14 protein-coding genes are annotated in these 13,743 nt (G+C 63.8%); 8 read left to right on the top strand and 6 right to left on the bottom strand.

The annotated features are described in order from the left end of the window. Positions 1 to 33 precede the first annotated feature (33 nt). Complete coding sequence (locus VIL88_RS06165; RefSeq protein ID WP_331987012.1) at positions 34 to 210, bottom strand: hypothetical protein; 177 nt, start codon at positions 208 to 210, stop codon at positions 34 to 36. Positions 211 to 393: 183 nt separating this feature from the next. On the opposite strand from VIL88_RS06165, the gene VIL88_RS06160 reads away from it, so the two are divergent. Both VIL88_RS06160 and VIL88_RS06155 read left to right on the top strand, forming a co-directional pair. Further along, complete coding sequence (locus tag VIL88_RS06160) at positions 394 to 1,242, top strand: aminoglycoside phosphotransferase family protein (RefSeq protein ID WP_331987011.1); 849 nt, start codon at positions 394 to 396, stop codon at positions 1,240 to 1,242. 4 nt (positions 1,243 to 1,246) lie between these two features. Beyond that, positions 1,247 to 1,765, top strand: coding sequence for a CAP domain-containing protein (locus tag VIL88_RS06155; RefSeq protein ID WP_331987009.1), 519 nt, complete (start codon positions 1,247 to 1,249; stop codon positions 1,763 to 1,765). Positions 1,766 to 1,885: 120 nt separating this feature from the next. Here the strand turns inward: VIL88_RS06155 and glpK are convergent, their stop codons facing one another. Next, a complete protein-coding gene (glpK, locus tag VIL88_RS06150; protein ID WP_331987008.1) occupies positions 1,886 to 3,376 on the bottom strand; it encodes a glycerol kinase GlpK in 1,491 nt (496 codons plus the stop codon). A 26-nt stretch (positions 3,377 to 3,402) separates the two neighbouring features. Further along, positions 3,403 to 4,899, bottom strand: a complete 1,497-nt coding sequence (gene glpD, locus VIL88_RS06145; RefSeq protein WP_331987006.1) for a glycerol-3-phosphate dehydrogenase — start codon at positions 4,897 to 4,899, stop codon at positions 3,403 to 3,405. 172 nt (positions 4,900 to 5,071) lie between these two features. On the opposite strand from glpD, the gene VIL88_RS06140 reads away from it, so the two are divergent. The 4 genes from VIL88_RS06140 (at position 5,072) to VIL88_RS06125 (ending at position 9,109) form a co-directional block, all read left to right on the top strand. Next, positions 5,072 to 6,007 (top strand): AEC family transporter, encoded by a 936-nt coding sequence (locus VIL88_RS06140; RefSeq protein ID WP_331987005.1) that lies wholly within the window; start codon positions 5,072 to 5,074, stop codon positions 6,005 to 6,007. Between the two features lie 59 nt (positions 6,008 to 6,066). Further along, positions 6,067 to 6,996, top strand: coding sequence for a 2-hydroxyacid dehydrogenase (locus tag VIL88_RS06135; protein WP_331987004.1), 930 nt, complete (start codon positions 6,067 to 6,069; stop codon positions 6,994 to 6,996). Between the two features lie 2 nt (positions 6,997 to 6,998). Next, complete coding sequence (locus VIL88_RS06130) at positions 6,999 to 7,388, top strand: DUF1801 domain-containing protein (protein ID WP_331987002.1); 390 nt, start codon at positions 6,999 to 7,001, stop codon at positions 7,386 to 7,388. Positions 7,389 to 7,468: 80 nt separating this feature from the next. Next, entirely contained in the window at positions 7,469 to 9,109 is a 1,641-nt protein-coding gene (locus VIL88_RS06125) for an alpha-glucosidase family protein (RefSeq protein WP_331987001.1), read from the top strand. A 92-nt stretch (positions 9,110 to 9,201) separates the two neighbouring features. On the opposite strand, the gene VIL88_RS06120 is transcribed toward VIL88_RS06125, so the two are convergent. From VIL88_RS06120 to VIL88_RS06110, 3 genes are all read right to left on the bottom strand, one after another. Further along, positions 9,202 to 9,477 carry a hypothetical protein gene (locus VIL88_RS06120; protein ID WP_331986999.1) on the bottom strand — a complete coding sequence of 92 codons (276 nt, stop codon included), beginning with the start codon at positions 9,475 to 9,477 and terminating at the stop codon, positions 9,202 to 9,204. Next, the gene (locus VIL88_RS06115) at positions 9,474 to 10,559 is read right to left on the bottom strand and encodes an AbrB family transcriptional regulator (RefSeq protein WP_331986998.1); all 1,086 of its coding nucleotides are present in this window, start codon (positions 10,557 to 10,559) and stop codon (positions 9,474 to 9,476) included. The genes VIL88_RS06120 and VIL88_RS06115 overlap by 4 nt, the downstream gene beginning before the upstream one ends. Before the next feature lie 101 nt (positions 10,560 to 10,660). After that, on the bottom strand, positions 10,661 to 11,830 hold the full coding sequence (locus VIL88_RS06110) for a M20 aminoacylase family protein (RefSeq protein ID WP_331986997.1): 1,170 nt from the start codon (positions 11,828 to 11,830) through the stop codon (positions 10,661 to 10,663). Positions 11,831 to 12,032: 202 nt separating this feature from the next. On the opposite strand from VIL88_RS06110, the gene VIL88_RS06105 reads away from it, so the two are divergent. Then, complete coding sequence (locus VIL88_RS06105) at positions 12,033 to 12,791, top strand: electron transfer flavoprotein subunit beta/FixA family protein (RefSeq protein WP_331986995.1); 759 nt, start codon at positions 12,033 to 12,035, stop codon at positions 12,789 to 12,791. Beyond that, on the top strand, positions 12,791 to 13,714 hold the full coding sequence (locus VIL88_RS06100; protein WP_331986994.1) for an electron transfer flavoprotein subunit alpha/FixB family protein: 924 nt from the start codon (positions 12,791 to 12,793) through the stop codon (positions 13,712 to 13,714). The genes VIL88_RS06105 and VIL88_RS06100 overlap by 1 nt, the downstream gene beginning before the upstream one ends. The last annotated feature ends 29 nt before the right edge of the window (positions 13,715 to 13,743 follow it).

The following is a 13,743-nucleotide window of genomic DNA, read 5'->3' as shown; positions in this document are numbered from 1 at the left end:
GCGTCGATCCCGCGGAAGGGGAAGCCGTTCCCCCTACGGCGCCTTCCACAGGACCAGCAGCACGACCACGATGCCGGCGCCCAGCAACAGCAGCAGTCCGCCCAGGCCGTTCAACATCTGCCTGCCGATACCGGGATTGGTCTCGTCCCGGGCGATGATGTCGGCAAGCCGCGCCGGGCTGCCCGCTTCCTCATGGACTTGGTGCGTCATCGAAAGGTCCTCCCAATTTCGCCTGGGATCGATGCTGCGCCGGCAAGTGTAACGGAGCCTTGCGGCCGGCACACATCCTTGCGTTAGTGTTACCGCGCCCTTACCGCCACCTTTTCATCAAGTTTACCCGCCAAGTGCGGGACCATGTCGAAACAAAGCGCGGCTTCTGCTCTAATGGACGTCATGAATCAGTCGCCCGTCGAAACAGCACTCAGCCGTGCCCTTATCCGCTGGTCGTTGACCAAATCGACCCCAGTGGCCGAAACGGCGACGAGCTGGATATTCCGCGTCGAGCAGAACGGGCGCAATTTCGCCGCTCTCAAGATCCTGAAATCGCAGGCGGCCGAAGAAGAGCGCCGTGGCTCTCTGCTGCTCAACTGGTATGGCGGGGAGGGTGCCGCCACCGTCTTCGACATGCATGGCGATACCATCTTCATGGAATGGCTCGACGGCGGCACGCTCGGCGATCCCGTCCGCGCCGGCAAGGACGATGAGGGTACCATCGCCATTGCCACGGTCGTCGCCAACCTTCATCGCCCGCGTGCCGACGCCCCCGCCAACCTCCAGCCGCTGCGCGACCGCTTCCAGACCCTGTTCGATACCGATGTTCGCGTCTGGCCGCACACGGCGCGCGATCTTTATGCCCGCGCCAGCGGCATCGCCCTCAAGCTCTTCGACAGGCCGAGCGCGCAGATCCCGCTTCACGGCGATATCCACCACGACAACATCCTGAGCTCCGATCGTGGTTGGCTGGTCATCGACCCCAAGGGCCTGGTCGGGGACCCTGCCTATGACCTGGCCAACATATTCATCAATCCGGTCGGTGGCCTGCCCATCGCCGCCGATCCGCGGCGCATCGCTGCCCGCCTCGAAATCCTCTCTCAACGCCTCGGCTATCCGCGCAAGCGCATCCTGGGCTGGGCCGCGGCCCACGCCGCGCTCTCTGCCTGCTGGAACCTTGCCGAAGGCAAAGCCATAACCGCTGAACTCGCCTGCCTGCCGCACCTGCTCAGCGGCTACGACCAGGCCTGAACCCATGACCATGCCTATGCACAATCTTACCCGCCGCAGCTTCATCATTCTCGGCGCTGCCACCGCCCTGGCCGCGTGTTCCAGCACCATCCCGGTCCTGCCGCGCTCGGCCGCTGTCACGACGCCAGAGACGCTGACCGACGGCGAGATTCTCACTGCCATCAACGCCGTGCGCGCTGCCAACGGTTCCCCGCCCTGGACCTACAACACGGCGCTCGAGAACGCCGCCCGCTCCCAGGCCCGCCTCATGGCGCAGCAAAACACCATGAGCCACGATCTGGGTGTCACCCTACGACAGCGCGTGACGACGGCCGGATATCTTGGCGCCGTGGGCGAGAATGTCGGCAAGGGCTATACGTCGCTCGAAGCGGTCATCGGCGGCTGGATGGACTCGTCAGGCCATCGCGGCACATTGCTCAGCAAGCGCTTCACCGAATTCGGCCTCGCTGCCGCCCGCTCCTCGAGCGGCAAGCTCTACTGGGCCATGATCGCCGGCGGCAGCTTCGACGCCTGGCGCGGCTAGGCGGCAAAACCACAGCGTCATCCCGCCAAGACAGCGTCATCCCGCGAAGGCGGGGATCCACCTACTTCTCTTGCTCACTGAAGTGTGATTCCTGCTTTCGCGGAATAACACGAAGGCAAACTAAACCGTCAGCGTCCGCCGCACCGCCGCGTCCCAGCCCTTGATCTTGCGCTTGCGCTCACCGGCATCCATGCGCGGCGTAAACTGCTGCTCCAGCGCCCAGCTGCGAGCAAATTCCTCCATTCGCGGCCAGACACCGGCGCGCGAACCCGCCAGCCATGCCGCGCCCAGCGCCGTGGTTTCGAGGATCACCGGCCGGTCCACCGGCGCGTCCAGCACATCGGACAGAAACTGCATGGTCCAGTCGGAGGCGACCATGCCGCCATCCACGCGAAGCACCGTTTCGCCACCCCGCTTCCAGTCCTTGTGCATGGCCTGCAGGAGGTCGCGCGTCTGGTAGCACACCGCTTCCAGCGCTGCCCTTGCAATCTCGGCCGGACCGGAATTGCGCGTCAGCCCATAGATGGCGCCCCGCGCCTCTGCATCCCACCAGGGCGCGCCGAGGCCCACGAAAGCCGGCACCATGTAGACGTTCTGCTGTGGGTCGGCGCTCTGCGCCAGTGGCCCGGTCTCGCTGGCCTGCTTCACCAGCTTGAGGCCATCGCGGATCCACTGTACCGCGGCTCCGGCAATAAAGATCGATCCTTCCAGGGCATAGGTGCTTTTGCCATCGAGACGATAGGCAATGGTCGTCAGCAGCCGGTTCTTGCTCCGCACCATGTCGGCGCCGGTGTTGAGCAGCGCGAAGCAGCCAGTCCCGTAGGTGGATTTGAGCATGCCCGGCGCAAAGCAGGCCTGCCCGATCGTCGCCGCATGCTGGTCACCCGCCACGCCAAGGATCGGGATCGCCGCCCCAAAGAGGCTTTCCTCCGTTACGCCGAACTCGGCGGCACAGTCCTTGACCTCGGGCAGCAGGGCCTTGGGCACCTCGAACAGCGCCAGCAGGTCTTTGTCCCACTGGTTCCTGCCGATGTCGAACAGCAGCGTACGGCCCGCATTGGTGGCATCGGTGACATGGTTCTTGCCGCCCGTCAGGCGCCAGATCAGGAAGCTGTCCACCGTTCCAAAAGCCAGTTCGCCCCGCTCGGCGCGCTTGCGGGCACCTTTTACATTGTCCAGCAGCCACTTGACCTTGGTCCCGGAGAAATAGGGGTCGAGCAGCAGCCCGGTCTTGCGCGTCACCAGCTTTTCGTGGCCTGCCTTCTTGAGCTTGGCGCAGGCGGTGGCGGTACGGCGATCCTGCCAGACGATTGCGTTGTAGACAGCCTTGCCGGTGGCGCGGTCCCAGATCAGCGCCGTCTCGCGCTGGTTGGTGATCCCGATGGCTGCAATGTCCTTGGCCGCGATGCCCGCTTCGGCAATGGCCGTGTTTACCGACCAGACGACGCTTTCCCAGATTTCCTCCGGATCATGCTCCACCCAGCCGTCCTGCGGGAAATACTGGGTGAACTCCTTCTGTCCGACACCACGGATCGCGCGCTTCTCGTCGAACACGATGGCCCGGCTCGATGTCGTGCCCTGGTCGATGGCCAGAATGAACTTCGTCGTCATGCAATCCCCCCCGGCATACAGCCGTCCTACTTGCGGCTACCTATGTAGCTTTCGAGGCGCGCCACGTCCTCCGCATTCACGCGAAGGCCGAGCTTGGTGCGTCGCCACAACACGTCCTGCGCGGTGCGCGCCCACTCCTCTTCCACCAGATAGACCACTTCGCGGGCATAGAGATCAGCCCCGAAATGCTGACCGAGATCTGCCACTGTTTTGGCATCTCCCAGCATTACCCGAGCCTTCGTGCCATAGAGGCGGAGCAGCCGACGCACCGTCGCCGTGGGCAACCAGGGATAATCCATTGCCAGCCGGCGTGCTTCAGCGTCAAAGGCCAGCGGCTCGAACTCGCCGCCCGGCAGCCTTGATCCCTTGGTCCAGGCCGCGCCTTTCTTTCCCAGCACCGCCTCGATCTTCTCCATTACCGACTCGGCAAGGCGCCGCGACGTCGTCAGCTTGCCACCAAACACGTTGACTGCCGCCCCGGTGGCCGCGTCGCCATCGACCTTGAGCACATAGTCGCGCGTCGCCTCCTGCGCCGCGCTGGCACCATCGTCGAACAGCGGGCGCACGCCAGAATAGGTCCAGTGGATCTGGTCGCGCGTCACCGGCTTGGCGAAATACTCGCTAGCGGCGCCCAAAAGATAATCGGTCTCCTTGTCGGAGATGGCGACATCCTTGGGGTCGCCTTGATAGTCCTCGTCGGTGGTGCCGATCAGGGTGAACTCGTCTTCATAGGGAATGGCGAAGATGATGCGGCCGTCGCTGTTCTGGAACATGTAGCAACGGTCGTGGTCGTAAAGCTTGCGAACGACGAGGTGGCTGCCTTTCACGAGCCGCACGTTGCGCGCCCCGTTCTTGCCCATGGCGCCGGTGATCACATCGTCGACCCACGGCCCTGCGGCATTGACGACCAGCCGGGCCTTGATCACCTGCCGTCCGGCTTCCCCATCAAGCTCAACCCGCCAGCCACCCTCCTCGCGCCGCACGCTCGTGACCTTGGTCCGCACATGGACCTTTGCCCCGCGATCAGCCGCATCCCGGGCGTTGAGCACGACAAAACGCGCATCGTCGACCCAGCAGTCGGAATATTCGAACCCGAGACGATAGCCCGGCTTCAGCGGCTTGCCGGCCTCGTGCCGCGTCAGGTCCAGCGTCTTGGTGGGCGGCAGGAGCCGCCGTCCGCCCATATAGTCGTACATGGCAAGGCCGGTGCGGAGGATGAAGGCCGGCCGCAAGCCCTTGTGGTGCGGCAGGACGAAACGCAGCGCCTTGATCAGGTGGGGCGCCTCCGCCCAAAGCACCTCCCGCTCCGAAAGCGCTTCCTGCACCAGGCGAAACTCGTAGTGTTCGAGGTAGCGCAGCCCGCCATGCACCAGCTTTGTCGCTGCTGACGACGTGCCTGACGCCAGGTCGTTCATCTCGGCCAGTGCGACGCTGTATCCGCGCCCGACCGCATCGCGCGCCACGCTGGCCCCGTTGATGCCGCCGCCGATGACGAAAATGTCGACCTGTTCGGTGTCAGTCATGCCTGCTCCTTGTTGCTTTCGTTTGTACGCGTTTCGGTTTCGCTTTGGAAGCCAAGAAGCTTCGTTTCGGATGGGGAAGCGGCTGCATCAATCTTCCATACCAGATAGGAGTTGACCACCCCGGCCACGGCAGCTAGGCCAAACGCTCCTCTGGTGCTGGAAGTGCCCGGCCATGCTCGCCATCCTCACAGTTATTGCGCCCATTTTCGCGCTGATGGCGCTTGGCTACTCCGCCGTCCGCTTCCGCCTGTTCCCACAGGACGGCATCAAGAGCCTGATCGCCTTCGTGAACAATTTTGCGACGCCCTGTCTGCTTTTCCACTCCCTGGTCACCTCCGACCTGCGCTCGGCCTTCAACCTGGGCATCATCGGACCCTTCTACCTCGGCGCCCTGATCTGCTTCGCCCTTGGCACCGTCATCGCCATCCGCTTCTTCCGCAACAGGCCGGGCGAGGGGGTGTCGGTGGGCTTCTCCGGCACCTTCACCAATACGGTCCTTGTCGGCCTGCCCATCATCTCGCGCGCCTACGGTCCCGAGGCGTTGCCGGTGACGCTCTCCATCATCGGCCTCCACGGCGCCATTCTCCTCACCGTCGGCATGATCACCATGGAACTGGTGCGCCGCGATGGCCAGCCGCTCGGCCGCACCCTCGTCACAGCCGTGCGCCGCGTCCTCTCCAATCCGCTGATCTGGGGCATCATCGCCGGCATGATCGGCTATTTCGCCGGCCTCCAGCTGATCGAGCCGGCCGAGGCCTTCCTCGTCATGATGAGCCAGGCCGTCGTTCCCGCCGCGCTCTTTGGCATCGGCGGCGCCCTTTACGAGTTCAAGCTCAGCGACAACTGGAAACAGGCGCTGGTCGCCTCGCTGATCAAGCTCATCGTCCACCCCGCCATTGCCTATGTGCTGATGATCTGGGTGCTGCATGTCCCCATGGAGATCGCCCGCTACGGCATTCTCCTGTCGGCCATGCCGGCTGGCGTCAACGTCTACGTCTTTGCCACCTACTACAATCGCGGCACCAGCGTTGCCGCTAATACCATCCTGATCGCCACCGTCGCGTCGGCGCTCACCATTTCGGCGTGGCTCTATATCCTGACGCTCTGACCCGGCCTTGCGATACGCGCAGCCCCCGCTAAGCTGACACCCAAACAAAGGGCGGACCCATGACCATTGAAATCCTCCAGACCGGCAAGCTCTTGGCTAGCTGCGAAGCGGCGCTGGCCGAGCGCTATACCGTCCACAAGCTGCACGAACAGCCTGACCCCCACGCCTGGCTGCAGCAAAACGGCGCGCGCATCCGCGCCCATGCCGGCTCGGGCGTCAGCGCCGACCTCATGGCGAGCCTGCCCAATCTCGAAATCATCGCCGGCTTCGGCGTCGGCTATGACAATATCGACACCAAGGCTGCCAAGGCGCGCAACATCCGCGTCACCAACACGCCCAATGTCCTCAACGACGCCGTGGCGGAACTGACCATCGGCCTGATGATCGCGCTGGCCCGCCGCATCCCCCAGGGCGACCAGTTCGTCCGTCAGGGCAAGTGGCTGCAGGGCAATTTCGGCCTCTTCAACGAACTCACCGGCAAGACCGTGGGCATTGTCGGTCTCGGCCGCATCGGCAAGGAGATCGCCACGCGTGCCCAGGCGATGAAGATGCGCGTCGTCTACCACGGCCGCAAGCGGCAGCCGGCCGAGCCGCATGTCTTCTACGAAGACCTCGTGGAAATGGCCCGCGACAGCGACTGGCTGGTGCTGATCGTCCCCGGCGGCAAGGGCACCGATGGCCTCGTCTCCCGCCAGGTGCTCGAGGCGCTCGGCCCGCAGGGCATGTTGGTCAATGTCGGCCGCGGCACCCTGGTTGACGAAGCGGCCATGCTCGATCTTCTGCGGCATGGCGGCCTCGGCGGCGCGGCGCTCGACGTCTTCGAGAACGAACCCAACGTGCCCGAGGCCTTCTTCAAGCTCGACAATGTCGTGCTCTCCCCCCACCAGGGCAGCGCCACCGGCCAGACCCGCGACGCCATGGGCCGGCTCCTCGTTGCCAATCTCGACGCCCATTTCGCCGGCGAACCCCTCCTCAGCGCGGTGGTCTAGCCATGACCGCGTCCGAAAAGATCGACGCCTATATCGCCGCCATCACCGATTGGCGCGGTCCGGTCCTCGCGACCGTCCGGCGCGCCTTCGCAGCCGCCGATCCCGCGATCACCGAACATTGGGAATACAAGGGCAGCCCGGTCTGGAAGCTGGATGGTCCGATCGCCGTCGGCAATGCCCACAAGGACAAGGTCAAACTTACCTTCTCCCACGGCGCCAGCCTCGACGACCCCGCCGGCCTGTTCAACAACGGCAACGGCAAGGTCTGGCGCGCCATCGACATCTACCATGACGATGTGCTGGACGAGGCCGCATTGGTCGCCCTGATCCGCGAGGCGGTGGCGTTCAACCGCACCCGGCGTGAACGCAAGGCCGGCACCAACTCCGGCTGACGCATCCCCCGTCTGCGCAACGCCATGATTCCCTTCTACGTTGCGACGCAGTAGCCTTGCGGCGCAGTACGGAGAACAGCATGACCGAGTGGTGGCGCGGCGGAGTGATCTATCAGGTCTATCCGCGATCCTTCCAGGATACCAATGGCGACGGCGTGGGCGATCTGCCCGGCATTATCCGCCGGCTGGATCATATCGCCAGCCTTGGCGTGGACTGCATCTGGCTGTCCCCGATCACCCGCTCGCCTCAGGCCGACATGGGCTACGACGTGTCCGATTATCGCGACGTCGACCCGCTCTTTGGCTCGCTGCACGACTTCGATTCGCTCGTCGAGCAGGCCCATGCCCGCGGTCTCAAGGTCATAATGGATCAGGTGGTCAGCCACACCTCCGATCTGCATCCCTGGTTCCAGGAATCACGCCTCAACCGCACCAACAGCAAGGCCGACTGGTATGTCTGGGCCGACCCGCTGCCCGATGGCTCCCCGCCCAACAACTGGCCGGCGGTGTTCGGCGGCCGCGCGTGGGAGTGGAACCCGACGCGCGGGCAGTATTACCTCCACAACTTCCTCGCCTCGCAGCCCGATCTCAACTTTCACAACCCCGCGGTCCAGCAGGCAGTGCTCGACGTCATGCGCTTCTGGCTCGAGCGGGGCATTGATGGCTTCCGCCTTGATACGGTCAATTACTACTTTCACGACAAGCAACTGCGCTCCAATCCGCCCAATACGCGCGACGAACATCTGCCCTATGCGGTCAATCCCTATGACATGCAGGAGCACCGCTATTCCAAGTCGCAGCCCGAAAACCTCGATTTCCTGCGCCGCGTCCGCCAGTTGCTCAACGAGTATCCGGGAGCGACTTCCGTCGGCGAGGTGGGGGACTCCCATCGCTCGGTAGAACTGATGGCGCAGTACACCTCGGGCGGCGATACGCTCCACATGTGCTACGGCTTCGACTTCCTGGGCCCCGAATTCACGCCCAGCCACTTCCGCGAGTGCATCGAGACCTTCTTCAAGGTTGGGCCCGACGGCTGGCCCTGCTGGAGCTTTTCCAACCACGACGTGCCGCGCCATATGACGCGCTGGGCCAAGCATTCGCAGGCGCCTGCCGAACTGGCGCGGCAGGCTGCGGCGCTGGTCCTCTCGCTCAAGGGCTCGGTCTGCCTCTATCAGGGCGAGGAACTCGGCCTGCCCGAGACCGATCTCCTGTTCGAGGAGCTCACCGACCCGCGCGGCATTCGCTTCTGGCCCGAGGACAAGGGGCGCGATGGCTGCCGCACACCCATTCCCTGGGATGCGGGCGAGGCGCCTAATGGCTTTACCACCGGCACACCATGGCTGCCGATCAAGCCGGCGCAGTCACAGCTCAACGTTGCCGGCCAGAACGCCGACGAGACCTCGACACTGGCCTTCTATCGTTCCGCTCTGGCCTGGCGCAAAGTCCATCCATGCCTGCAGATCGGCGAGATCGAATTCCACGCGGCCCCCGAGCCGCTGCTGGCCTATACGCGCAGCCTCGGTAATGATGCCCTGCTGTGCCTGTTCAATCTCTCCGCCGAGCCGCAACGGCTGGCGGTCAACGGGTTACTTGCCGGTACGGAACCTGAAGCAGTCTCGCAGAATGCCACCCTCGACGGCGCAAAAGTCGAGCTGGGCCCGAACGGCTACTGCTTCCTGCCCGTACCCTCGGGCAAGAAGGTCACGCTTAGCGCCGGCTAACGCGTTTCTTTCTGCCAGAAACGCAAGGGCGATTCACCTGATGATCCCCGGGGCAGCGCCTGGGGATCACGCTATCATTGAAGCCTTGGTTCTCAGTAGACCCGGCGAAGGCCGAGCGGCTCGAAGAACTGCATCTCTTCGGTGCCGTCTTCCAGCGTCACATAGGCGCGAATGCAGCCGCTCCAGAGCTCGACACGCTTGGCGTTGACGCCGCGCGAACGCAGGTCCATCTCGTAGAAGTCGGTGATTTCCTTTTCGGTGTACCAGTCCTGGTCCATGGCATAGCTGCCCGAGCAGACGGGTACGGCAAGGGCCGGAGCCGTCATCGCGCTGAGAATGGCGAGGCTGGTGAGAATCTTTCTGCTCATGGAAGAGGCTCCGAGGAAGGTTGTTTGTTGATATGTGCTGCCTCGCGCCGCCGGATCAAGACCACCACGGCCGGAATGGCGAAGCTGAGCAGCAAAAGACGGATGACGTGATGCGCTGCGATAAAGGCAGTATCATAGCCGAGCGCAATTCCCAGTGCCCCCATGCCCTCGAGCGCACCGGGTGACAGGCCCAGCCACAGCTGGCCAAACGGCATATCGACGAAAAGGCTCACCACATAGGTCACGAGCGTGACGATGCCCACCGTCATGGCCGTCGCGATCACCCCGCCCTTGGCGGCTGTCATGAACTCGCCACGCGTGATCCCTGCAAAGCGTGAGCCGATCAGCGCACCCGTCAGGATAAAGGCGACCGTTGTGAGCGGTGTCGGAATAGCTTCCACATAGAGCCCGCCCAGCTTGGCCGCCGTGGAGGCCGCCATGGCCCCGAGGACGAGCCCAGCAGGGACCTTGAGCCGCAGAAACAGCAGGCCGACGGCAATGCATCCTGCTGCGAGCAGGGTCAGTTGCCAGGCGTTCAGATAGGCGCTGGGCGCCGGCGCCGTGAAATGGTCGATCGGCAGAAAGGTCGAGCCGAGCGGCACGGCGATCGTCAGCATCAGGATGCGGATCACCTGGATGATTACGATCTGCCGCGCGTCGCCCACGCCCGCCGCCGCTATGCTCATGACGAACGAGAGGTGGCCGGGGAATGAGCTGAGATAGGCCGTACCCGCGTCGAGCTTGAACAGCCGCGACAGCATCCAGCCGGTCAGCGACACGATCAGCACCAGCTCGATAACCAAACCCGCAAGGCTTACCGGCCAGCTCGCCAGGAGCTGCAAGCTGTTGGGCGCAACGCTGCCGCCCATCGACATGCCGATAAGGACAAACACCACATCGCGCAGCCGGTTAGGCATGGCGACTCTGACGCCTGCCAGCGCCGCGGCGGTGACCGCCAGCGCGCCGCCCATCAACCAACCTGCCGGCAGGCCCAGCAAGGTGGCCACACCCCCACCAATGGCGGCAAGGGCGATGGTGATCAAGGTCTGGAGCAGCACGTGTGGCAAGGAACTACGCTTCATGGCGAGACAGGAACGGGGTACGCCGATTTCCCGGCACGGACCAGAACCGCCACGCGATCCCCCCTTGCCCGCAGGGCAGGGGGCATAGCTGGTTGTCCGGTTCAGCCTAGCGGTAGTGCTCGTTCGGCAAGGCGCACCCAGTAGGTAACACCGACAGGAATGACGTCGTCATTGAAGTCGTACGTTTCGGTATGGAGCTCGGCGCTGTCCCCATTGCCGAGGAAAATATAGGCACCAGGCCGCTCCTGCAGCATGAACGAGAAGTCCTCTCCGCCCATCGAAGGCGGCGTGTCGTCGTCTACGCGATCACTGCCCACTACCTCGCGTGCCACTTCGGCGGCGAAGTCCGTCTGTGCGGGAGCATTGACGGTCACAGGGTAGCCACGCGCATAGCGCACCGAGGCTTCAGCGCCAAAGCTGCGCGCAAATTGCGGCACGAAGTCCCCAAGCCGCTGCTCGATTAGGTCTTGTACCGCGAGGTCCAGCGTGCGCACTGTTCCGGTGATTTTGGCCGTGCGCGAAATCACGTTGTCCGCCTCGCCTGCCTCAACCATGGTCACCGACAGGACGGCGCTTTGCAATGGATCGACGTTGCGCGAGACGATGGATTGCAGGCCGACGATCATGTTGGCAGCGACGATGATCGGGTCGATCGTTGTCTGCGGCCGCGCCGCATGCCCGCCTTGGCCAGTAATGTCGATATAGAAGCGGTCAGTTGCCGCCATGATCCCGCCGGGCCGGATGCCGAAATGTCCGGCGGGCATGCCGGGCCAGTTGTGAAGGCCGTAGAACTCGTCGATGGCGAACTTTTCCAGCAGGCCGTCATTCAGCATGGCCTTGCCGCCTGCTCCACCTTCCTCGGCAGGCTGGAAGATTACGGCTACTTGGCCGTCGAAATTGCGGGTCTCTGCCAGGTACTTGGCTGCGCCCAGCAGCATGGCGGTGTGCCCGTCATGGCCACAGGCGTGCATCTTTCCTGCAATGGTCGAGGCATAGAGTTTACCGGTCTTCTCTGTTACCGGCAGGGCGTCCATGTCCGCCCGCAGCCCAATCGTCCGTCCGCTGGTATTGCTGCGGCCGTTGATGATGCCGACAACGCCGGTCTGCCCAAGCCCCGTCACGATCTGGTCGACGCCGAACTCGCGCAGCTTCTGCTCCACCATCCCCGCCGTCCGCACCACCTCGTAGAGGATTTCGGGATGGGCATGGAGATCCTGCCGCCAGGCGGCAATCTCGTCGTGGAACTCGGCGATACGGTTGATAACAGGCATAAAGCATCCAAAGCGTCTATTCTGGGTCAGTGTCGCTGCCCCAATCCGTTGCGTCAACCGTAGCATGGCTGGCGTGTCGGTGTCTTATCCGCCCGGCAGCCTTTTCCAACATTCGCGCCCCTGCTAGCCCAATATTCTGCCTGCGCGGCTTGCCCGCCTTGGCTGATTTTGCCATGACACCGGCAACTCGCCGGAGCCCTGCATGAAAATCCTGGTCGCCATCAAGCGCGTCGTCGATCACAATGTCCGCATCCGTGTCCGTGCCGATGGCAGCGGCGTCGAAACCAACGGCGTGCGCATGTCGATGAATCCCTTCTGCAAGCATGCCGTAGAGGCGGCGGTGCAGCTGAGCGAGGCAGGGCAGGGCGACGAAGTCGTCGTCGTAAGCATCGGCCCCAAGCCCAGTACCGATGTGATCCTGACCGCCCTTGCCATGGGCGCGCATCGCGGCATCCTTGTTGAAACCGACGCAGAGCTCGAGACCTTGGCCATTGCCAAGCTCCTGGCCAAAGTGGTCGCCGAGGAAAATCCGGATATCGTCCTCCTGGGCAAGCAGGCTGTGGATGACGACAGCAATCACGTCGGCCAGATGCTGGCGGCACTGACCGATCGGCCCCAGGCGACCTTTGCCTCGGTGATCAAGGTTGTGGGACAGGCCCTCGAGGTCACGCGCGAGATCGATACCGGAACCGAAACGGTCAGCATCCCCCTCCCGGCCGTGGTGACGGCGGACCTCCGTCTCAACACGCCGCGCAATGCTGCACTGCCCATGGTGATGAAGGCCCGCTCCAAGCCGCTGGCCGTCCGCGCCGCTGCCGAATTCGGCGTGGATCTCGCGCCGCGCCTCACCATCGAAAAGATATCCCCGCCCGCTGAACGTGTGGCAGGAAAGACTGTCGGCTCCCCATCCGAGCTAGCCGCCATCATCGCTGCCGAAGTGTCGCAGATGGAGGCATTGTGATGAGCGTTCTGGTTGTTGCCGACCATGACCTGGGCCAGCTCTCGCCCGCCACCGCCCGTGTGGTCCACGCGGTGAGCCAGCTGGGCACTGTGGACGTTCTCGTCCTCGGCCACGACACCACAGGTGTCGCAGAAAAGGCCTCAAAATTGGCTGGTGTCCAAAAAGTACTTTGCGCTCAATCGCTTGGCACCGCAGAAGCCGATGTTTCTGTTGTTGAGGCGTTAGCAAAAGGTTATCATATCGTAGCACAATCGGCTAACAGTTGCGGTAAGGATCGGTTACCGCGCCTCGCCGCCCGGCTCGACATCATGCCCGTGACCGACATCGTCGAAATCCTCGGCTCCAACCGTTTTGTTCGCCCCATCTATGCCGGCAATGCGCTGCAGACGGTCACCGACCCACAGCCGCGCCATCTCCTGACCATCCGCGCCAGCGCCTTCCCGCCCGCCGCCAACGGCAACGCTGCGCCCGTTGAAACCATTGATGTCCCGGTAGTTTCCGCCGCCCAACTGATTGCCACGCACCGCACCGAAAGCGACACGCCCGATCTCGCCGCCGCCCAGATCGTCGTCGGCGGCGGCGTCGCCCTCGGCTCGGCTGAGAACTTCCAACTCATTGCCCGGCTTGCAAAAAAGCTCGGCGCCGCCATCGGCGCCACCCGCGCCGCCGTCGATGCCGGCTACGCCCCCAACGATTGGCAGGTCGGCCAGACCGGCAAGATCATCGCCCCCGATCTTTACATCGCCATCGGAATATCGGGCGCCCTCCAGCACTTAGCCGGCATCCAGGGCGCCAAAAAGATCATCGCCATCAACAATGACCCCGAAGCGCCCCTGGTCAAGCTGGCCGACGTGGCGCTGATCGGTGATCTCTTCGAGCTCGTGCCTCAGCTGATCGCCGAGCTCGATCAGAAGCTGCCCTAGGCTCCAAGACATTGCAAAATAACCCCCGC

Source organism: Devosia sp. (assembly GCF_036563435.1).
Lineage (GTDB): Bacteria > Pseudomonadota > Alphaproteobacteria > Rhizobiales > Devosiaceae > Devosia.
Note: the sequence above shows the minus strand (reverse complement) of the source record. Positions and strands in the feature narration are given on the sequence as shown.

Excerpts from the sequence above, each read along its gene's own strand:
- VIL88_RS06165 (WP_331987012.1), bottom strand. The coding sequence starts at position 210 with ATGACGCACCAAGTCCATGAGGAAGCGGGCAGCCCGGCGCGGCTTGCC.
- VIL88_RS06160 (WP_331987011.1), top strand. The coding sequence starts at position 394 with ATGAATCAGTCGCCCGTCGAAACAGCACTCAGCCGTGCCCTTATCCGC.
- VIL88_RS06155 (WP_331987009.1), top strand. The coding sequence starts at position 1,247 with ATGACCATGCCTATGCACAATCTTACCCGCCGCAGCTTCATCATTCTC.
- glpK (WP_331987008.1), bottom strand. The coding sequence starts at position 3,376 with ATGACGACGAAGTTCATTCTGGCCATCGACCAGGGCACGACATCGAGC.
- glpD (WP_331987006.1), bottom strand. The coding sequence starts at position 4,899 with ATGACTGACACCGAACAGGTCGACATTTTCGTCATCGGCGGCGGCATC.
- VIL88_RS06140 (WP_331987005.1), top strand. The coding sequence starts at position 5,072 with ATGCTCGCCATCCTCACAGTTATTGCGCCCATTTTCGCGCTGATGGCG.
- VIL88_RS06135 (WP_331987004.1), top strand. The coding sequence starts at position 6,067 with ATGACCATTGAAATCCTCCAGACCGGCAAGCTCTTGGCTAGCTGCGAA.
- VIL88_RS06130 (WP_331987002.1), top strand. The coding sequence starts at position 6,999 with ATGACCGCGTCCGAAAAGATCGACGCCTATATCGCCGCCATCACCGAT.
- VIL88_RS06125 (WP_331987001.1), top strand. The coding sequence starts at position 7,469 with ATGACCGAGTGGTGGCGCGGCGGAGTGATCTATCAGGTCTATCCGCGA.
- VIL88_RS06120 (WP_331986999.1), bottom strand. The coding sequence starts at position 9,477 with ATGAGCAGAAAGATTCTCACCAGCCTCGCCATTCTCAGCGCGATGACG.
- VIL88_RS06115 (WP_331986998.1), bottom strand. The coding sequence starts at position 10,559 with ATGAAGCGTAGTTCCTTGCCACACGTGCTGCTCCAGACCTTGATCACC.
- VIL88_RS06110 (WP_331986997.1), bottom strand. The coding sequence starts at position 11,830 with ATGCCTGTTATCAACCGTATCGCCGAGTTCCACGACGAGATTGCCGCC.
- VIL88_RS06105 (WP_331986995.1), top strand. The coding sequence starts at position 12,033 with ATGAAAATCCTGGTCGCCATCAAGCGCGTCGTCGATCACAATGTCCGC.
- VIL88_RS06100 (WP_331986994.1), top strand. The coding sequence starts at position 12,791 with ATGAGCGTTCTGGTTGTTGCCGACCATGACCTGGGCCAGCTCTCGCCC.